Origin of the sequence: Kushneria marisflavi (assembly GCF_002157205.1) — a bacterium.
In the GTDB taxonomy this organism is placed as follows: domain Bacteria; phylum Pseudomonadota; class Gammaproteobacteria; order Pseudomonadales; family Halomonadaceae; genus Kushneria; species Kushneria marisflavi.
In genome coordinates, this window is the sequence record NZ_CP021358.1 from 933,929 (window position 1) to 953,058 (window position 19,130).

Here is a 19,130-nt window from a genome sequence, read left to right on the forward strand (position 1 = left end):
AGAGCGCCACGCCCATGATTGTCTGAAACTTTGAAAGCCACCCCTGACATGAATTTTGAGTGGCATGTAGTGCGTTGTTTTATCTCACATTAGCCGCTATGCTGAAATCAAACAAAAAGCCCTGTAAAGGGTCCCGACAGGACGGATGGAGAACCCCCGATGACGAAGTCCGAATTGATCGAACAGATTGCTGCGCAACAGTCAGAATTGTCCGTCAAGGACGTGGAGTCAGCCGTTCGTCTGATTCTTGACGATATTACCGATACGCTGGCAAACGGTGGTCGGGTCGAAATACGCGGCTTTGGCAGCTTTTCTCTCCATTACCGTGAGCCCCGCACCGGACGTAACCCCAAGACCGGTGATCCTGTCAGCCTCACTGGCAAGCACGTACCCCATTTCAAGCCCGGCAAGGAACTGCGAGAGCAGGTCAACGCAAGTCGCGAGTACGGACTTTGATCCTCTCCTTTATCACACCTGTTCCGTGAGCACTCCTGCCCTATCACGGCATTAGACAAGCACTGCAAATATCGCTGCATGCCAATGCCGGTGTTACACTGCCTTTAATTGGACAAGGAAAATCAGGGATCTGCTATGCGCTGGCTCAAGGGCGTGGTACTTGCGGTTGTCACACTGATCGTTCTGCTTCTGGGCATGCTGTTTGCCGTGCGCAATCAGCAGACCGTGCCGCTGGACGTTATCTGGGCGGAACTACCGCCTGCTTCGCTGTCCCTGTGGCTGCTATCAACGCTGGTGGCCGGCGTACTGCTGGGCATGGTGGCCATGTCAGGACTTTATCTGCGTCTGCGTACCACGCTCATGCGCACTCGCCACGATAACCAGCAACAGCGCAAGGAGCTTGATCGTCTGCGCGTTCAGGAGTTCAAGGAAGCCCCCTGAATGCCGGATCCCGTGCTGCTCCTTATACTCGTTGCGGCAATCGGCATCGGCTGGTGGCTGGGCCGCATGGAGCGAAAGCACTACCGCTATCGCCAGCGAGCGCTGTCCGGCCAGCACCTGTCACGTGACTATTTTGTCGGGCTGAATTTTCTGCTCAACGAGCAGCCCGACCGCGCCATCGAAACCTTCGTACAGGCGCTTGAAGTCAACGGCGACACCATCGATACACACATCGCACTGGGCAATCTCTTTCGCATGCGCGGTGAAACCGACCGCGCAGTGCGCATTCATCAGAATTTGTTGGCACGCCCCGTATTGACCTCGGAACAGAGCGAGCAGGTGCAGCTCGAGCTGGCCCGCGACTTCATGCGTCTGGGCGTTCTTGATCGCGCCGAGCGCCTACTCGAAGGACTGGTACGTCAGTGTGAAAATGAACACACCGCGACGGCTGCCAAGCGTCTGATGGTGGATCTCTACGAGCGGGAAAAGGATTGGCAGGCGGCCATCGACGTGGCGCTGCCACAGCTGGTGCGACAGGATGAATCGCTTCGCAGGGCAGCCGCCCACTGGCACTGCGAACTGGCCGAACAAAACATCGAAGAAGGCAGCCCCGGTCCTGCGCGTAGACACCTCAAACAGGCACTTTCCATCGACTCGAGCTGCGTTCGTGCCAACTGGATTTATGCCGACATTGAGCATCGTGCCGGCAGCTATCGTAACGAAATCCGTGCCCTGCGCCGTATCCGCGATCAGGACAGCGACATGGTACCGATTACGCTGGCGCCCATTCAGCGCGCCTTTGATCTGCTCGATGACGAAGCCGGCCTGATTGACTTTCTGCATGACCAGGTAGAAAAGGCACCTTATGTCTCCTTCGTTTTGCTGTTGGCCGAACGACTGCGCACCCGCGACGGTATCGAACACGCTACCCGCCTGGTCAGCGAACAGCTACAGCGCCATCCGAGCCTGCGCGGTATCGACTACCTGATGGATCTCTATCTCAAGGAGGTCCCCGAGCATGAACTTGAACATCTGCGTCTGCTCAAGCGTCATACCGAACAGCTCATGGCCGAGCGTGCCCGTTATCGCTGCAAGAGCTGCGGCTTCCAGGGCGAAAGACTTTACTGGCATTGCCCCAGCTGTCGCCAGTGGGGCGCCATCAAACCGATTACAGGTCTGGAGGGCGAATAACGCCCCCTCCTGAGCGCCATATCCGGGCCGCCGTTACCCCTTGAGTGCCGCAAGCTCCTGTTCAATGGCTACCAGTGCTGCCATTGGATCACTGGCGCGCGTGACCGGTCGCCCAATCACCAGATGCGTACTACCGGCCTGCATCGCCTCAAGCGGGGTCATGACACGGCTTTGATCATCGCGCTGCGCGAAGGCCGGACGAATGCCGGGCGTGACGCGCAGGAAGTCATCGCCACACTGTGCAGCCACATCGCCGGCTTCACGCGCCGAGCACACCACACCATCCATGCCGCAGTCCCGGGCAAGCCCTGCCAGATGCAACGCCTGATCGCCAGCAGTACGCGTCACACCGGTTTCTGACAGTGCAGCATCATCCATGCTGGTAAGTACTGTCACGGCGACCAGATGCGTCCTGAGTCCGTTTTGCACGAGCACGTCACGTGCTGCCTGCATCATCTGCCGGCCCCCAGACGCGTGAACGTTGACCATCCATATACCGTGATCGGCGGCTGCATGAACCGCAGCAGCCACCGTGTTGGGAATATCGTGAAACTTGAGATCCAGAAAGACATCAAAGCCGCGCTGATGCAGCATTTTCAATGCGTGCGGGCCACTGCGGACAAAAAGCTCCTTGCCTACCTTGAGCCGACAGCGTTGCGGGTCCATCTGGTCCACCAGCGGCAGTGCCGCGTCCAGACTGGTATGATCGAGAGCGATGATCAGAGGGGAAGACATGCGGGCTCCTGTAGTTCGAACCGCCAGTATAAGGGCTATGCCTCATTAGCGGGATAGTCATGAACCATCAAAAACCCCCAGCCCCATATATAAAAATTAACTAAATAACCAAAAACGGCTGCCGATACCTTGAAGGTAATTCTCTTACTTCAAGGAACCGGCATGTCCCGCAAACTGATCGCAATGCTTTTGACCACCGCTGCCCTCTCCCTTTCTGCACCTCTGATGGCCGCGCCGCAAAGCGTCAATATCAATACCGCCACCGCCGCCGAATTGACCGCTCTTCCGGGCATTGGCGAGAAAAAGGCTGAAGCCATCATCGCCGACCGCGAAGCGCACGGCGCCTACGAAAGTGCCGATGATCTGAGCCGCGTCAGCGGTATCGGAAGCGCTACCGTCGAGCAGCTGCGCGATAGCGTCGAACTCTGATCGACCAATGGGCGACAGACCTGCGACTGTCGCCCTGTCTTCCCCCTGCATTTCCTCCCTTCTCTGCCTATCTCTCGCTTAACGGCTCGACTTTTGTCTCCTGTCATCACCCGGGCATATACCTCTTGCATCTGACATGCCAGTATCCTGTGCTATCAACAGCTGCCGTATCCGACATCTCCTGACCGGAGTTTTCAGGCGATAACGGCCTTTTTGTGAATACATTGAACGCGAGAGTGCAAAGACATCATGCCCCTGCTGTTACCCATCGGCTTTTTTCTGTTGCTGGATCTGATCTCGATTTTTGTCCTGGGCAAGCTGATCGGTGCCTGGGTATTGCTGGTCATTGTGCTGGCGGCCGCCTTCGGCATACATCTGATACGCCGTGAAGGCATGGACTCGTTTCGAGAGGCCCAGCAGAAAATGGCCACCGGCGGCGAAGCCAGCGCGGAACTCAAGCGCGGCGCGGCGCTGATCATGGCAGGCGTACTGCTTATCATGCCGGGGATTCTGACCGATGCTCTGGCCATGTTTTGTCTGATGCCGTTTTCCCGCAGCGCGCTTCTGGGGCGTTTCATGCGCAGCAAGGTCAACGTGCACCGTTACCACCCCGAACGCGACCGCCGCGGCGATACCTACACTCAGCCCGGGCGCGACACCTCGGCCGACCAGCCATCGCAACCCCACGTGATCGAAGGCGAAATCGTTGATAGTGAAAAGGATCATCGCAAGTAAAAAAATTGCGTCGACCCCTTGAAACAATCCGATGCGACCTCATTAATCTGCCACGTCGTGATATCGACCCAAATACTCCGGTAACCCGGAACCTGGGGGCATTCACCCACCTGTTGAGCGCCCCCGAGCAGTCCATGTAACCAGTTAGGGAGAACGTGAGAAATGAACATCCGTCCTTTGCACGATCGCGTTGTCGTTCGTCGCGTGGAAGAAGAACAAAAGACTTCCGGTGGCATCGTTCTGCCCGGCAACGCGCAGGAAAAGCCGACCCGCGGTGAGATCCTCGCAGTTGGCAAGGGCCGTATCCTTGAAAGCGGTGAGACACGCCCCCTCGACGTACAGGTCGGGGACAAGGTGATCTTCAAGGATGGCTTTGGCGTTGAGAAACAAAAGATCAACGGTGAAGAAGTTCTGATCATGAGCGAGTCCGACATTCTCGGCGTGCTCGAAGGCTGATACCTCTTTTACGTCTACGTCATTTTTTACACGAACATAGAATCGAGGAATTACCGTAATGTCCGCCAAGCAGATCAAGTTCTCCGATGATGCCCGCAAGCGCATGGCGCGCGGCGTCAACGTCCTTGCCGATACCGTCAAGACAACGCTGGGCCCGAAGGGTCGTAACGTTGTTCTGGAAAAATCCTTTGGTGCGCCGACCGTCACCAAGGATGGCGTTTCCGTCGCCAAGGAAATCGAACTGAAGGACAGGTTCGAAAACATGGGCGCGCAGATGGTCAAGGAAGTCGCGTCCAAGACTTCCGACGTTGCCGGTGACGGCACCACCACTGCTACCGTTCTGGCACAGGCCATCGTCAACGAAGGCCTCAAGGGCGTCACTGCCGGCATGAATCCGATGGATCTCAAGCGTGGCATCGACATCGCCATTGCCAAGGCCGTCGAAGAAATCCGCAGCATGGCCGTACCGTGCACCGATTCTCGCGCCATCGCCCAGGTCGGCACCATCTCCGCCAACGGCGACAGCACCATCGGCCAGATCATCGCTGACGCGATGGAAAAGGTTGGCAAGGAAGGCGTCATCACCGTTGACGAAGGTCGCGGTTTTGAAGACGAACTCGAAGTCGTTGAAGGCATGCAGTTTGATCGCGGCTACCTGTCGCCCTACTTCGTGACCAACAACGAAACCATGTCGGTCGAGCTGGAAGACCCCTACATCCTGCTGGTCGACAAGAAGATCTCCAACATCCGCGAACTGCTGCCGGTGCTGGAAAATGTCGCCAAGGCCGGCAAGCCGCTGGTCATCATCGCCGAAGACATCGAAGGCGAAGCGCTGGCCACTCTGGTGGTCAACAACATGCGCGGTATCGTCAAGGTTGCGGCAGCCAAGGCGCCCGGTTTCGGTGATCGTCGCAAGGCCATGCTGCAGGACATCGCGATCCTGACCGGCGGCACCGTGATCTCCGAAGAAGTTGGCCTGAGCCTTGAGCAGACCACTCTGGATCACCTGGGCAGCGCTCGTCGCATCACCATGTCCAAGGAAAACACCACCGTCATCGACGGCAACGGTGTTGAGTCCGACATCGAGTCACGCGTCAGCCAGATCCGCACGCAGATTGAAGATACCTCTTCCGATTACGATCGCGAGAAGCTTCAGGAACGCGTTGCCAAACTGGCCGGTGGCGTTGCCGTTATCCGCGTCGGTGCAGCTACCGAAGTGGAAATGAAAGAGAAGAAGGCGCGCGTTGAAGATGCGCTGCATTCGACTCGCGCCGCGGTTGAAGAAGGCGTGGTGCCTGGTGGCGGCACGGCACTGGTTCGTGCCTCGGCTCGCCTGCGCGACATGAAAGGCGCCAACGAAGACCAGACGCACGGCATTCAGCTGACCATTCGTGCCCTGGAAGCACCGCTGCGCCAGATCGTGACCAACGCTGGTGAAGAAGCCTCCGTAGTGCTCAACCGTGTTCGTGACGGCGAAGGCAACTTCGGCTACAACGCTCAGACCGGCGAATACGGCGATCTGTTCGAAATGGGTGTTCTCGACCCGGCCAAGGTCTCGCGCTCTGCCCTGCAGTCTGCCGGTTCCGTAGGCGGCCTGATCATCACGACCGAAGCCATGGTTGCCGATGATCCAGAAGAGAAGGAAGCTGCCGGTGGCGGTGACATGGGCGGCATGGGTGGTATGGGCGGCATGATGTAATCATCCCCCGAAGCCCGACCCCTCCCGGGTCACTTCGAAAGCCCCGCCTTGTGCGGGGCTTTTTCATGTCTATGGTATGCTTTACGCCCATCCATGATTCACAAGCGTGTCTGATCTCATGACCCTCACCGTCCGCGCTGCCGTCCCCGAGGACGCTGCCACCATCGTGCGTTTTATCACCGAACTGGCCATTTATGAGCGTGCCGAGCACGAAATGAAGGCTGATGAGTCGATGATTCGAGACACCCTGTTCGGCGATCAACCGCACGCTCACGCCCTGATCGCCGAGCACAATGATCAGCCGATTGGCCTTGCCGTCTATTTTTTCAACTATTCGACCTGGCTTGGTCATCGCGGTCTCTATGTCGAAGACGTCTTCGTTACCGCCAGCGCCAGAGGCCAGGGCGCGGGGCTTGCGCTGATGAAGGCGCTGGCCGCCATTGCCATCGATAACGGCTGCCCGCGCTTTGACTGGCAGGTGCTGGACTGGAATCAACCGGCGATCGATTTCTACGATGCCATCGGTGCCGAGCCGCGCAGGGAGTGGCTCTCCTATCGTCTCGAAGGCGAAGCGCTCAGGCAATTTGCCCAATCAGGAGCCGCGCGCCATGACTGAACCACGCACGGCACTTGATCACGTTCGTATCGTACTGGTGCAGACCTGGCACCCGGGCAATATCGGCGCCGCCGCACGCGCCATGCGCACCATGGGGCTTACGCAGCTGGTACTGGTCAGTCCGCGCCAATTCCCCGATGAAGAAGCAACGCGCATGGCCGCCGGCGGCGAGCCACTGCTGGAACAGGCACGCGTCGTTGAAAGCCTTGAAGAGGCGGTCGCCGACTGCGGTGCCGTGGTAGGCCTGTCAGCTCGCCTGCGTAATCTGGCCCTGCCGCAGTTTGAAGAGGGTGACGAGATGGCCCGTGAGCTGATGTCGCTGGCCGAGGACATGCCGGTGGCACTGGTGTTTGGTCGCGAGCGCTCGGGGCTGACCAATGACGAAATCGCCTGCTGCACGCATCAGCTGAGCCTGCCGGCCAATCCGGACTATCCGATTCTCAATCTTTCCCAAGCCGTGCAGGTCTGTGCTCATGAGCTGTATCGGGCCTGGCGTCACCGCCATGCGGACCAAAAGTCACGGACTGCCCCTGCGGACATCGGGATGCAGAGCGTTCGAGAGAAGGACCTGCCGCCGACCCGTGAGCAGATGCAGCACTTTCAGCAGTCGCTGGCCACGGCGCTTCAGGAAGCCGGCTTTTTGAACCAGCCTCATGCCCAAACGCTGGAGCGACTACAGAACTTTTATCAGCGCTCCTCACCCACTCGCAAGGAGCTTTCGCTGCTGCAGGGCGCCCTTCGAGCGCTGACCAGACCATCCGATGACACATGAAAAGGGCCCCATTCAGGGGCCCTTTTCATTGCCACACCGACTTGCTCGGCATTGCTCAGGCACGTACGGCCTGACGACCCAGTCCGCCGAAAAGATCCAGCATGCGCTCATGCCACTGCGCCACCGGGTCATCGGATTTGAGCAGCGCACCGTCATGGACCACGTACGCCAGCATGAACATGCCAAACACCAGATAGTCGGCACCGGCCGGATAATCCCCGTCGATAAACGCAGCCCCTTCAAGCTGGGCGCGCAGCGGCGGCAGAGCCTTCTCCAGCATCTCCATGCCCTGCTCGGTATTCTGAAACGCCTCAAGGGTCATGCCAAAGCGCGCTTCACGGCTTTCCCGGAAATACGGCTGATCCTTAGGATCGATGATCGAGAACACGTCCAGAATGGCAATTTTCATTAGTGCGGGGGCAAGCTGGGTTTCCGCCCAGTGCTTGATGAATCGAGCACGCGAACGCGCCATGTCATCGCCAAACAGTGCCGGGCCCGGATATTTATGGTCCAGCCAGGTCATGATGTCGAAACTATCGGTGACTACTTCATCATCTTCATCAACGATGACCGGCACCTTCTCCTGACCCGAAAAGGCAATGTCCTGCTTGTCGCTGAAGTGCCACGCCCGGGTTTCAAATGTCAGGCCCTTGTGATGCATGGCCAGCGCCGTTCGCCAGCAAAAGGGAGAAAATCGCAGGGCTGTATTTTCGCCACAAAGGTCATACATGATGCGCGCCATGCTTCCTCCTTCTCCATATGATCGACAGCCGTACGGATCGACGCCGTACTGCCACGGTATTCCCCACTATAGCAGTTGGGGAACACCGCACAGGAAAAGACCACTCTAGAGAATCATGGCGGCAATCCAGCCAAAGGCCATCAGCGGCAGGTTGTAGTGGATAAAGGTCGGCACCACCGAATCGCGGATATGATCATGCTGACCGTCGGCAGCAAGGCCTGAGGTTGGGCCAAGCGTGGAGTCCGAAGCAGGCGAGCCCGCATCCCCCAGCGCCGCGGCCGTTCCCACCAGCGCGACGGTAGCCATGGGCGAGAAACCAAAGCTCAGCGCCAGCGGTACGTAAAGAGAGGCGATAATCGGGATGGTCGAAAACGACGAGCCGATGCCCATGGTGATAAAAAGCCCCACCAGCAGCATGATCAGTGCGGCCAGTGCCTGGCTGCTGCCGAAGGCATGAGCACTTTGTACCAGTGATTCGATCTCGCCGGTGGCCTGCATGACGCTGGCAAAGCCGGCCGCCGTGATCATGATAAATCCGATGGTCGCCATCAGGCGCATGCCTTCGCTGAAAACGCCATCCTGTTCGCGCCAGCGAAAGACGCCACTGAGCGACAACACCACAAAACCGGCCAGGGCGCCGAGCACCATGGAATCCAGCCAGAGCTGAACGATCAGCGTGGCGCCAATCGATAACACCAGAGCCCCCCATTGCCAGGGTCTGAGCCGCACACGGGCATCACTCTTGTCGGTACTGCTCTGGGGCGCTGCGGCATCAGCCTGATTGGCGACCGGGCGATCTTCATAAATACGCGGACGGCGATAGCTGATAAAGACCGCTACCAGAAGCCCTGCCAGCATGCCCGAAATGGGCAGTGCCATGGCCATGGGCACCTGCGCGGCAGTGATCTCAAGCCCTGCCGACGCACCGGCAGAGTTGATATTGGCCAGCAGAATATCGTTGAGAAAGATCGCGCCAAAACCGACCGGCAGCAGCATGTAGGGCGCGGTAATGCCGAAGGTGATCACGCAGGCGATGAGACGCCGGTCGAGCTTCAGACGATTGAAGACCGGCAGCAGCGGAATGACCACAATGGGAATAAAGGCAATGTGTACCGGCACCAGATTCTGTGAGCAGATGGCGGCCGTCAGCAGGGAAACAATCAGCAGCGTCTTGAGGGTTTTCGGATGGGTCCGCTGGCCATCAAGTGCCCGAAGAAAGCGCTGCGCCACGCCCTCGGTAATCCCCGAACGTGCCAGCGCCACGGCAAAGGCACCCAGTGACGCATAGGAAAGCGCGATCCCGGCACCATCACCAATGCCATCATTGAAGGCGTCAAGCACCTCCTGAATGGAGAGACCGCTATAGAGACCGCCGGACACTGCCGCCACGATCAGGGCTGCCACGACCGGCACACGCGAAAGACTCAGGCCGACCATGATAAGGATGGAAATGACAATGGCATTCATTGGTGCAGCACAACCAGGGATAGAGAGTGAAGCCCGGCCAGAAAGCCGGATGGCATTGCCGCTTTAAAAAGGGCGCGCGCACTCTATCACAAACGCCTGCCATGGAACGGCTCCAGCATGCGCATCACGCCTCGACACATCGCTTTCAGGCACCCTTACCACCCCATGCTAGACTGAGGGTCTACCGTGACCGACGTTTCTGGAGCAAGGATCGCCATGTCGATCGAAGATCTACACCTTAACCTGCGCAATCTTGAAGTCGAGGATTACGCCAAACTCAAGGTACTGATGGATGTTGTTTACAACGATATTGGCGGCGCCTGGGAAAAGCACACCATCGATCGTCTGATCGCCGAATTCCCGGATGGCCAGATTGTCATCGAGGATGAAGACCGCATCGTTGGGGTCGCCCTGACCGTGCTGGTTGACTATGAAACCTTCTCCAACCCGCACAAGTACGACGACCTGATCGGTAATCGGGAGATCATTCTCAACAACGTTCAGGGCGATGCCCTGTACGGACTGGACGTCCTGATTGACCCGGCCTACCGGGGCTATCGTCTTGGTCGACGACTGTATGAAGCGCGCAAGGATCTGTGCCGCTCCATGAACCTGCGCGCCATTCTGGCCGGCGGGCGCATCCCCAACTATTTCGAGCACGCCGCCGAGCTGTCACCAACGCAGTACATCGATCAGGTGTCACGCAAGGAGATCTACGACCCGATCCTCTCCTTCCAGCTTGCCAATGACTTTCTGGTCAAGCGCCTGTTAAAGAAGTATCTGCCCGAGGATGAGCGCTCGCAAGGCTATGCCACCCTGCTTGAGTGGAACAACATCCTTTATGAGCCGGTCGCCCGCGTACTGGAATCTCGCAAGACCCAGGTTCGGGTCGGTGCCGTCCAGTGGCAGATGCGCGAATTTGCCTCGGTCGAGCAGGTGCTTCAGCAGGTCGAATTCTATGTGGACGCCATCGCGGACTACCAGAGCGATTTCGCCGTGTTCCCGGAGCTTTTCAATACCCCGCTGATGGGACTGACCGACCAGTCCGACCAGATCAAGGCCATCCATTTTCTGGCCGGTTTTACCGAGCGCTTCAAGACCGAAATCTCGCGCATGGCGGTGTCCTACAACATCAACATCATTGCCGGTTCAATGATGGAAGAAGACAGCGAAGGCAAGCTTTATAACGTCTCCTATCTCTGCCATCGCGACGGCAACATCGAACGTCAGGCCAAGCTGCACATTACCCCGCAGGAGCGACGCGACTGGGTAGTGGAAGGCGGCGACGAACTGCGCGTTTTCGAGACAGATGCCGGACGCATCGGCATCCTGATCTGTTATGACGTCGAGTTTCCCGAACTGCCGCGCCTGCTGGCCGAGCAGGAGATGGACATTCTGTTCGTGCCGTTCTGGACCGATACCAAAAACAGCTACCTGCGCGTGCGCCACTGCAGCCAGGCCCGGGCGATCGAAAACGAATGCTACGTGGTCGCCTGTGGCAGCGTCGGCAATGTGCCCTCGATCGAGAATCTCGATATCCAGTACGCACAGTCTTCGGTCTTTTCGCCTTCGGATTTTGCCTTTCCGCATGACGCGGTCATGTCTGAAACCACGCCCAACACCGAAATGGTCATGTTCTCGGATCTTGATCTGACACGCCTGCGCGTGGTCAGAAGCGAAGGGTCGGTGACCAATCTCAAGGATCGTCGCAAGGATCTTTTCGATCTGCGCTGGCGTGACTGGTCGTGGAAGTCGGGGTCCAATCCGGATTCCTATTGACACAAATGGTTGTACAACAACCATTGTCTTTACAGACCCTTGTTCTAAGCTTTGGCAAGAGTTGGAAGGCATACCTGCCAATTCACCCATCAGAAGGAGGCGATGATGAAAAAGGCGTTAATGACCGGGGCAACGCTTGCCCTGACCACCCTATGGCTTGGCGGCTGTGCTGGTGGGCCTGACTGGCAAAAGCCGGACGGCACGTCACAACAGCTGCACTCCGACAAGGCCGATTGTCAGGTCATGGAGAACAAGGCGGACAACGATCAGACCTATGATGACTGCATGAAGGGCCGTGGCTGGACGCCCACCTGATCGTGACCCGATGATGTTTCCATCGTATTCAGGGCCTCCCATCGGAGGCCCTTTTCATGGGTACCCGTCGATCTCGACCCGGTCATGCTCCACACACACAGCTCATCTATCATTGAAGGGTCAATGAGCAAAGGGTGAGACACACATGGGTTGGTGGCAGGAGCAGAAATGGCAGCGCTGGAAGACACATCATCCGCTGCCCGAGGCAGCGTGGCACAGCGTTCACACACGTCTTCCGATGCTGGCCGGACTTTCCGGGCCCATGCTGGCCCGTCTTGGCGAGCGCAGCTGGCGCGTGCTGTTCGAGCTGCGTCTGTCGCTGCCGGCAGGTGTCGAATGGTCCATCGAAGCGCATCTTGAGATGGCCTCACAGATCGCGTTGATGAGTCTTGGCTGGTCAGACAGGCAGGCACTGGCAGCGCTGGGAGATACCCGCGAGATTATCGTGGTCCCCGGCGCCTTTCATCGTCATGTTCAGGAAATGGATGACTTTGGCGTCATGCATGAATTTGATGATGAACGCGCCGGGGAAACCTCCTGGGGGGGACCGGTCGCGCTGTCACTGGAGGAGGTCGAGTGCTGCGGACAGCGGGACGGCTTCAATGTCATCATTCACGAATTCGCCCACAAGCTCGACATGACCGGCAACATGGCCTTCGATGGCCAGCCTGCCCTGCCGGCCCATATTGATGCCAGGGAGTGGTATGACACCTTCATGCGAGCCTGGCAGGCGATGCAGGACACGCTGGCGCGCGGTGAAATACCACCCATCGACGAGTATGCAGCCACACACCCCAGCGAGTTTCTTGCCGTGTGCTGTGAATATTTTTTCAGTGCACCGGAGCAACTTGAGGCCGTCTGGCCGGATCTTTATGCCCTGTTGGTACGCTATTTCAATCAGGACCCCCTCAAGCGTCTGAAAGAATCGCTCCGTAAACATGAGCAGGCTTCTATCCGGCCGCCATGACCCTGTCACCCTCAGAAGATTGGACGGTGCTCGAACCACTCCCGCAAATGATCGAGCATGCTGCGAAGCCTGGGCGTTACCTGATCGCGATGGGCATACACACAATAAAGTCCCAGCACATCCGGGTCGTATTTCGGCAAAACGCGCACCAGCTGTCCGCTATCCAGTGCTTCCCGCAGCAAGAAGTCCGGCTGGAGCGTGATGCCCATGCCGGCAATGGCCATGTCACGCAGGATCTCGCCGCTGTTGGCCGTCACCCCGGCCTGCGTCGCACCGCTGTGATGATTGGCACCACGGGTAAAATGCAGGCGCTGACCGTGGCGGGCATAACGATAGTGGAGCCCCTGATGTGACGACAGCTCCCAGGGATGCTGAGGTGTGCCCTTTCTCGCCAGGTAGTCTGGCGAGGCGCATAGTGTCAGTCCGATATTGCCGATACGACGCGCAACCAGCGTGGAATCTTCCAGCATCCCGATACGAAGCGCCATGTCAAAGCCCTCATCGACCAGGTCGACCTGGCGGTCGCTGAGTACCAGCTCCAGCGAGACCGAGGGATACTCCTGTCGATAGCGGGCCAGAAGCGGCCCCAGATAGCGAATGCCAAAGGAATAAGGCGCGCTGATACGCAGCCGACCATCCAGCAGCGCCTGATCATCGTGCAAAACTCCCTCAAGGGTGGCCAGCTCTCGCACAATGGTCTCCCCCCGAGCCAGAACCTCCCGCCCGGCATCCGTCAGGCTCAGGCGCCGTGTGGTTCGGTTGATCAGGCGCGCTCCAAAACGCTGCTCCAGAAAGGCAATGTGCTTGCTGACCGAGGAGCGGGACATCGAAAGCCGCTCGGCCGCGCCAATGAAGGCGCCCAGCTGCGCCACTTCCATAAAGACCTTGAGGGCCGCAACGGTATCCATGATTGTTTCCAGATCAAAAACCAATACTCTCTAATTAGCATCTTTATCTTGGATAAGGAAGCAATCAAACTGCCGGCATTCAATGTTAAGGGAAAATTCATCATGCAGGTCACCTCGGAGATGACCGGTTCGACTCGCAGCCTGACGGGGCAGGATATCGCCGCCCTGCTGCTGCGTCTGGCACTGGGCACCATGTTCATTGCTCACGGCCTGACCAAGCTGCTGGTCTGGACACTGTCCGGCACCGGCGCATTTTTTGCCTCGATCGGTTTGCCGGCCTGGCTGGCCTGGCCCATTACCGGGCTTGAACTGGTCGGTGGAGCGCTGCTGATTCTGGGCGTTCGGGTGCGCTGGGTGGCGCTGATTCTGGCCCTTGAGCTCGTCGGTGCCAGCATTCCTCATATCGCCAACGGGTGGATGTTTTCCTCATCCGGCGGTGGCTGGGAGTATCCGGTGTTTCTCGCCGTGACCGCCCTGGCCCTGAGCTGCCTTGATGGCGGCAGGCTGAGCCTGTCAGGCCCTGCCGGACAGCACTCTTCCCTCAACGACCGGAGTTCATGACATGGCACAGGTTCTGTTCATTTCCCATGGCTCACCCGTAGAAGCCCTGGATAAGAGTGACAACGCCGATGCGTGGCGTGCCCTGTCCGGTCAGCTCAAGCGCCCGGCGCGCATTGTGATCGCCTCGGCCCACTGGTCGGGTTTTCCCATTCGCCTGACAGGAAGCAAGGCGCCGAAAACGATTCATGACTTTCACGGTTTTCCTGAGCCCTTGTATGACCTCCAGTATCCGGCACCCGGCGAGCCACAGCTGGCCCGCAACATCGCCTGCCGGCTGAGCGCTGCCGGCCTGCAGTCCTGGCTGGACCCTGAGCGAGGCCTGGATCATGGCATGTGGGTACCACTGCGACATCTCTACCCTGACGCTGATATTCCGGTGGTGGGCATCTCCATCAGCGCCCGCCATGATCCCGACTGGCACTACTATCTGGGTCGCCAACTGGCACAGTCGCTCGATGACGACACGCTGCTGATCTGCTCCGGCAGCATCACCCACAACCTGGGCGACATGCACGGTGATCGTATCGAGGTCTCCGGCTATGTCGATGCCTTCCAGACCTGGATCAGCCAGCAGATGGCCCAGCGAAACGATGGCGCACTGCTGAACTATCGCCGTCTGGCCCCTGAGGCGGTACGCGCCCATCCGAGCGATGAGCATCTGCTGCCCCTGTTTATCGCACTGGGGGCTGGTGATACCCGGGCTCCACAGCGTTTCAACGCGGTTATCTCCCAACAGTCTCTGGCCATGGATGCCTATCTGTTCGAGCGTGCCACCGTCGATCATGCCCCGGCGCTACCGAGCCCGATACGCTCGCTGGTCAGCGTCGGACGCTAGCCCCGTCAGGCTGGCCCGCTTGCCTCGCGGGCCAGCCACTGCCATAAAAGCCCGGCGTTTTGATGCAGGGGGCGCCCTTCTGGTCGCACCAGCCAGAACCCTTCCCGGGTAGGCAAAGTGGCCTCGAAGGGCATGACCAGCGCCGGGTCATCTTCTTCAAGAAGACGACGGTGCGCCAGTGCCACACCGCACCCACAGGCAGCCAGGCGCAGCGTCATGATCTGCGTATCACAGACCAGCCGGCGCGCATGGGTAGTCAGATGTCCAACCCCTGCGGCTTCCAGCCAGCCGGCCCAACCTGCGGAAAACCCGGTAGCATGCAACAGGGTCTGCCCTGCCAGATCCTCGGGGGTTTCCAGCATGGCCGCTACCTGCGGGGCACAGATCGGCGTCATGACCTCATGCCCCAGCGATTGCATCTGAACATCCTGCCAGTCTCCCTGGCCATATCGAATTTCGATGTCGGCATCGAGAGTGCCAAACTGCTGTGACCAGATGGCGGTCACCACCTGCAGTTCGATCTCTGGATGCTGGCGATGAAAGGCCGCCAGCCGAGGTGCCAGCCAGTACTGCTGAACCCCTGGCGTTGCTCTTAAAATGACAGGCGCGTTACTGACCGGCCCAAAGACTTCCGCAGTGCCCATGGACAGCTGTGAGAAGGCCGCCTGCAGGCCGGGCAACCAAGCCCGGGCGGCATCCGTCAGCGAAATGCGCTGTGAATGACGAATGAACAGGGATTGTCCGAGACGATCTTCAAGCAATCGAATACGCTGACTGATCGCCGATTGTGAGACGCCAAGTTCTACACCGGCGGCGGTAAAGCTCAAGTGACGGGCCGAAGCTTCAAAGGCCTGCATCCAGGCCAGCGGCGGTAGACGAGTCACGATTTTCTCCATCAAACGATCAGTCGTCCTGACCGTGGCTTCTCATGGTGGCAACGTACTGACATCAAACGTTTTGATGATACCCAAAACTGTGCTGATGCTGGCATGAGGCCGCGCGTTCATGACAGCACAGTCGCATTATCGTCATCGTACCGGTTGATGCGCCTGTCCGGCCTGACTAGACTCGTGGCCCTTCTCTGGCTGCGGACGGCGTTGTCATGACCAGGCGTGTGTGGCTTGTCATTATTGTAATTGTGCTCATGCTGGCGATGGGCGGTTTCTGGCAGTGGCTTGCCATGGGTGATGCCATTACGGCTGAAAAGCTCGAGCAGTGGCTGGGTGAAACCATGAGTCTGCGCGAATCATGGTGGGCACCGCCAGTGCTGATGCTGACCTACATGATTGGCAGCCTGATCATGTTTCCGCTGACGATTCTGGTGGGGGCGACCGGGCTGATCTTTGGTCCCTGGTGGGGGCTTTTCTATGCGCTTTCGGGCACCATGGTCGCGTCAACGGCGACCTGGCTTCTGGGCCGAGCGCTGGGGCGTGAGATTCTGACCCGCTACGGCGGCGATCGTATTCATCGTCTGGCCGACAGTGTCTCGCGTCATGGCATTCGAACCATGATTGTCTTCAACCTGCTGCCACTGGCCCCGTTCACTTTCACCAACATGATCGCCGGCGCCTGCCGAATGCCCTATGGGGTCTACATGGTCGGCTCGGTCATCGGCATTCTGCCGGGGCTGGCGGCCGTCACGGTCGCGGGCAGCCGACTGGGCGAGCTGATCCGCTCGCGCAGTCTGGATGATCTTCTCTGGCTGGTCATCGCAGTCGCAGGCGTGGTCGTACTGGGTCTTGTCTTTCGCTGGATCTCACGACACCGACAGCAGGCCTGATACGGTCGGCGTCATGGGCTCAGGTCTTTTTGACGCCGGAGGCAGGTACGTTGCCCTCCAGGTCATCGCGAAGCTGCATCAGGGTCACTTCCCCCGGGGTGATCGAGGTGGCGCTACCGGGTTGAAAATGGTGTCCCTGGGTCAGCGGCGTCAGGCTGCCTTCGACCAGCGGCACCCTTTGCCCGGTCGGCGGCGCCGGACGCATGCGCGGCGCGACCCGCTTTGAGCCACCGAAGACACGGCGCAGTACCGTGCCGCGATGACACAGCAGATTCCACTCTGCCTCCAGTCTGGCGCGCGCCTGATCCCAGGTCGTCTGGTCACCATTCGATGATGCCTTTCGGGTCTGATGGGCCGCCAGCAGGCGCTCATAGACCGCCAGACACTGATCGGCGCACTTGCAGGTATCAAACTTCGAAGCCGTCTCCAGCGCACCCTGACGCAGGCTCTGACAGCGCTGCGGGTCCAAAAGACTCCCCAGCGCCCGGGCAAACGCCTGCTCATCCTGCTCCGGCAACAGCAGTCCGTTGCGCTCATGGGAGAGCACCTCGCGCACACCGGTGGCATCAAGGGCTACTACCGGCAGGCCTGCGGCCATCGCCTCCACCACCACCATCCCCTGGGTTTCACTGAAGGAGGCAAAGGCAAAACTGTCCATGGCGTGATAGGCATCGATCAGCGACTGCTCCTTGAGCACGCCGGTGAGATGCACCCGCTCACCCACCCCCATCTGATGGGCCCGGGTCAGGATGGCATCCCGCTCGTCACCATCACCGACCACCATGAAGTGCATGTCCGGATGATCGCATAGCGCCTGACAGACACTCTGGGTGAGAAACGGCAGGTTTTTTTCCTGTGCCAGTCGTCCGACATGGCCGACCACATGAGCATGATCATCGATACCGAAGTGCGACCGCCAGTGATGGCGATTACCGCTGGAAAAGCGTTCGATATCCACCCCACTGGGTACCACTTCCAGCGCCGTCTTCACGCCGCGTTCACGCAGAATGTCGCGAATGCTGTCACTGGGCGCAATCACGGTATCGCAAAGCGCGCTATAGCCGTTGGAAAGCGCCAGCGCAAAGCGCTGCATCACCGGAGAGTTGCCCGGCACGTAGTGGGTGTAATGTTCATAAAGGGTGTGATGGGTAAACACCAGCGGCAGCCCGCGCCCCTGGGCGACACGCACCGCCGTATCTCCCAGCAGAAACGGATGATTGGAGTGCACGATATCAGGGGCAAAGTCCCGAATGGCGTCATCCAGTGAGCCGGGAATCGTGACCGGCAGGGAAAAGTCGCTGCCGTTGAAGCGCTGCATGGCAGGCACCCGAATGACATCGGTCTCCGTGTCGGGCTGGCCGTCAAGCGTGGGCGCCACGACCAGCACCCGATGACCGGATGCTCTGAAACACTCGACGAACCGCTGAACGGATTCGCTGACACCCCCCACGATGGGACTATAGGTGTTGGTGAACATCAAAATGTTCAAGCCATTCCTCCTGGTGCTGGCCTGTAAATAAGGCCGCCGGCTGCACCTGACAAACCTGATTGCGCAAACGTATCGCGGATCACGATACCTTGCGCGCATTATAGCCGACGGAGTCTAGCAGAGCTGCATGGCGCCAGGCATTCCGGCGTGACGGGAACTACACTGCAGGCGGCATCACACGATACGAATAACGCCCTGTCCTTGAGACATGAGGCTCGGCCACCTGACGGCCGCGATATTGATCATAAAAGCCGACCGCCTGATGAAGGAATACCTCCATGAGCACCATTTTTGAAGAGATTCGCAAGGACCACGACACTCAACGCACGCTGCTGGACCTGCTGGTCAAGACCCACGGCGACAGCGATGGGCGAGAAGAGCTTTTCCAGCGCGTCAAGGCGGCGCTTCAGACGCATGAAACCGCCGAGGAGCGCTTCTTCTATCGCCCCTTGATGGCCTATGACAACGGGGTCGAAAAATCCCGTCACGGTATTGCCGAACATCATGAGATGGATGAAGTCATCGAACAGATGGAGAGTACCGACTTCAGCTCGCCGGCCTGGCTTGGCCATGCCAAAAAGCTTCAGGAGATGGCATTGCACCACTTCGAGGATGAAGAGCAGCAGTTTTTCATCTCGGCCGGTCAGAAATTCAATGACGACGAGAAAACGCAACTGGGCCAGGAATATCGCAGCGAAATGGATCGTCTGAACAGTTGATCGCATCAGTTGCCCGGTGCCTGCGTCATGCCGACACG

Annotated in this window: 22 protein-coding genes; 16 read left to right on the forward strand and 6 right to left on the reverse strand. The window is 58.8% G+C overall.

The features are described 5' to 3' along the window. Window positions 1–159: 159 nt before the first annotated feature. The 3 genes from B9H00_RS04320 (at window position 160) to lapB (ending at window position 2,088) form a co-directional block, all read left to right on the forward strand. Window positions 160–456: an integration host factor subunit beta gene (locus tag B9H00_RS04320; protein ID WP_086899628.1), complete on the forward strand. Its 297-nt coding sequence runs from the start codon at window positions 160–162 to the stop codon at window positions 454–456. 135 nt (window positions 457–591) lie between these two features. Then, complete coding sequence (locus B9H00_RS04325) at window positions 592–897, forward strand: lipopolysaccharide assembly protein LapA domain-containing protein (protein WP_086622114.1); 306 nt, start codon at window positions 592–594, stop codon at window positions 895–897. After that, the gene (lapB, locus tag B9H00_RS04330) at window positions 898–2,088 is read left to right on the forward strand and encodes a lipopolysaccharide assembly protein LapB (RefSeq protein WP_086899629.1); all 1,191 of its coding nucleotides are present in this window, start codon (window positions 898–900) and stop codon (window positions 2,086–2,088) included. It abuts the gene before it with no gap. Window positions 2,089–2,121: 33 nt separating this feature from the next. Here lapB and pyrF read toward each other — a convergent pair whose 3' ends face one another. Beyond that, entirely contained in the window at window positions 2,122–2,823 is a 702-nt protein-coding gene (pyrF, locus tag B9H00_RS04335) for an orotidine-5'-phosphate decarboxylase (protein WP_086899630.1), read from the reverse strand. 162 nt (window positions 2,824–2,985) lie between these two features. On the opposite strand from pyrF, the gene B9H00_RS04340 reads away from it, so the two are divergent. The 6 genes from B9H00_RS04340 (at window position 2,986) to B9H00_RS04365 (ending at window position 7,530) form a co-directional block, all read left to right on the forward strand. Beyond that, window positions 2,986–3,252: a ComEA family DNA-binding protein gene (locus B9H00_RS04340; protein ID WP_086899631.1), complete on the forward strand. Its 267-nt coding sequence runs from the start codon at window positions 2,986–2,988 to the stop codon at window positions 3,250–3,252. Between the two features lie 249 nt (window positions 3,253–3,501). Next, the gene (locus tag B9H00_RS04345) at window positions 3,502–3,987 is read left to right on the forward strand and encodes an FxsA family protein (RefSeq protein ID WP_086899632.1); all 486 of its coding nucleotides are present in this window, start codon (window positions 3,502–3,504) and stop codon (window positions 3,985–3,987) included. 162 nt (window positions 3,988–4,149) lie between these two features. Next, entirely contained in the window at window positions 4,150–4,443 is a 294-nt protein-coding gene (locus tag B9H00_RS04350) for a co-chaperone GroES (protein WP_086899633.1), read from the forward strand. Between the two features lie 58 nt (window positions 4,444–4,501). Continuing rightward, window positions 4,502–6,142: a chaperonin GroEL gene (gene groL / locus B9H00_RS04355; protein WP_086899634.1), complete on the forward strand. Its 1,641-nt coding sequence runs from the start codon at window positions 4,502–4,504 to the stop codon at window positions 6,140–6,142. A 118-nt stretch (window positions 6,143–6,260) separates the two neighbouring features. Then, window positions 6,261–6,758, forward strand: coding sequence for a GNAT family N-acetyltransferase (locus B9H00_RS04360; protein ID WP_086899635.1), 498 nt, complete (start codon window positions 6,261–6,263; stop codon window positions 6,756–6,758). Next, complete coding sequence (locus B9H00_RS04365) at window positions 6,751–7,530, forward strand: RNA methyltransferase (protein WP_086899636.1); 780 nt, start codon at window positions 6,751–6,753, stop codon at window positions 7,528–7,530. The genes B9H00_RS04360 and B9H00_RS04365 overlap by 8 nt, the downstream gene beginning before the upstream one ends. 55 nt (window positions 7,531–7,585) lie before the next feature. Here the strand turns inward: B9H00_RS04365 and B9H00_RS04370 are convergent, their stop codons facing one another. After that, window positions 7,586–8,272 (reverse strand): glutathione S-transferase N-terminal domain-containing protein, encoded by a 687-nt coding sequence (locus B9H00_RS04370; RefSeq protein ID WP_086899637.1) that lies wholly within the window; start codon window positions 8,270–8,272, stop codon window positions 7,586–7,588. Between the two features lie 105 nt (window positions 8,273–8,377). Then, entirely contained in the window at window positions 8,378–9,739 is a 1,362-nt protein-coding gene (locus B9H00_RS04375; protein WP_086899638.1) for a Na+/H+ antiporter family protein, read from the reverse strand. A 216-nt stretch (window positions 9,740–9,955) separates the two neighbouring features. Between B9H00_RS04375 and B9H00_RS04380 the strand changes: the two genes are divergently transcribed. From B9H00_RS04380 to B9H00_RS04390, 3 genes are all read left to right on the forward strand, one after another. Continuing rightward, window positions 9,956–11,518, forward strand: coding sequence for a bifunctional GNAT family N-acetyltransferase/carbon-nitrogen hydrolase family protein (locus B9H00_RS04380; RefSeq protein WP_086899639.1), 1,563 nt, complete (start codon window positions 9,956–9,958; stop codon window positions 11,516–11,518). Between the two features lie 105 nt (window positions 11,519–11,623). Further along, entirely contained in the window at window positions 11,624–11,833 is a 210-nt protein-coding gene (locus B9H00_RS04385) for a hypothetical protein (RefSeq protein ID WP_086899640.1), read from the forward strand. A 145-nt stretch (window positions 11,834–11,978) separates the two neighbouring features. Next, window positions 11,979–12,800: a M90 family metallopeptidase gene (locus B9H00_RS04390; protein WP_086899641.1), complete on the forward strand. Its 822-nt coding sequence runs from the start codon at window positions 11,979–11,981 to the stop codon at window positions 12,798–12,800. A gap of 11 nt (window positions 12,801–12,811) precedes the next feature. Here B9H00_RS04390 and B9H00_RS04395 read toward each other — a convergent pair whose 3' ends face one another. Continuing rightward, window positions 12,812–13,708, reverse strand: coding sequence for a LysR family transcriptional regulator (locus B9H00_RS04395; protein ID WP_086899642.1), 897 nt, complete (start codon window positions 13,706–13,708; stop codon window positions 12,812–12,814). 102 nt (window positions 13,709–13,810) lie between these two features. Here B9H00_RS04395 and B9H00_RS04400 point away from each other — a divergent pair, with 102 nt between their 5' ends. After that, entirely contained in the window at window positions 13,811–14,269 is a 459-nt protein-coding gene (locus B9H00_RS04400; RefSeq protein ID WP_236944350.1) for a DoxX family protein, read from the forward strand. Between the two features lies 1 nt (window position 14,270). Beyond that, complete coding sequence (locus tag B9H00_RS04405; RefSeq protein ID WP_086899643.1) at window positions 14,271–15,104, forward strand: DODA-type extradiol aromatic ring-opening family dioxygenase; 834 nt, start codon at window positions 14,271–14,273, stop codon at window positions 15,102–15,104. A 5-nt stretch (window positions 15,105–15,109) separates the two neighbouring features. Here B9H00_RS04405 and B9H00_RS04410 read toward each other — a convergent pair whose 3' ends face one another. Then, window positions 15,110–15,988, reverse strand: coding sequence for a LysR substrate-binding domain-containing protein (locus tag B9H00_RS04410; protein WP_086901695.1), 879 nt, complete (start codon window positions 15,986–15,988; stop codon window positions 15,110–15,112). 218 nt (window positions 15,989–16,206) lie between these two features. Here B9H00_RS04410 and B9H00_RS04415 point away from each other — a divergent pair, with 218 nt between their 5' ends. Then, window positions 16,207–16,884 (forward strand): TVP38/TMEM64 family protein, encoded by a 678-nt coding sequence (locus tag B9H00_RS04415; RefSeq protein ID WP_086622097.1) that lies wholly within the window; start codon window positions 16,207–16,209, stop codon window positions 16,882–16,884. Between the two features lie 19 nt (window positions 16,885–16,903). Here the strand turns inward: B9H00_RS04415 and B9H00_RS04420 are convergent, their stop codons facing one another. Continuing rightward, on the reverse strand, window positions 16,904–18,373 hold the full coding sequence (locus B9H00_RS04420) for a glycosyltransferase (RefSeq protein WP_086899644.1): 1,470 nt from the start codon (window positions 18,371–18,373) through the stop codon (window positions 16,904–16,906). Between the two features lie 278 nt (window positions 18,374–18,651). On the opposite strand from B9H00_RS04420, the gene B9H00_RS04425 reads away from it, so the two are divergent. Further along, window positions 18,652–19,092: a hemerythrin domain-containing protein gene (locus B9H00_RS04425; RefSeq protein ID WP_086899645.1), complete on the forward strand. Its 441-nt coding sequence runs from the start codon at window positions 18,652–18,654 to the stop codon at window positions 19,090–19,092. Window positions 19,093–19,130 lie beyond the last annotated feature (38 nt).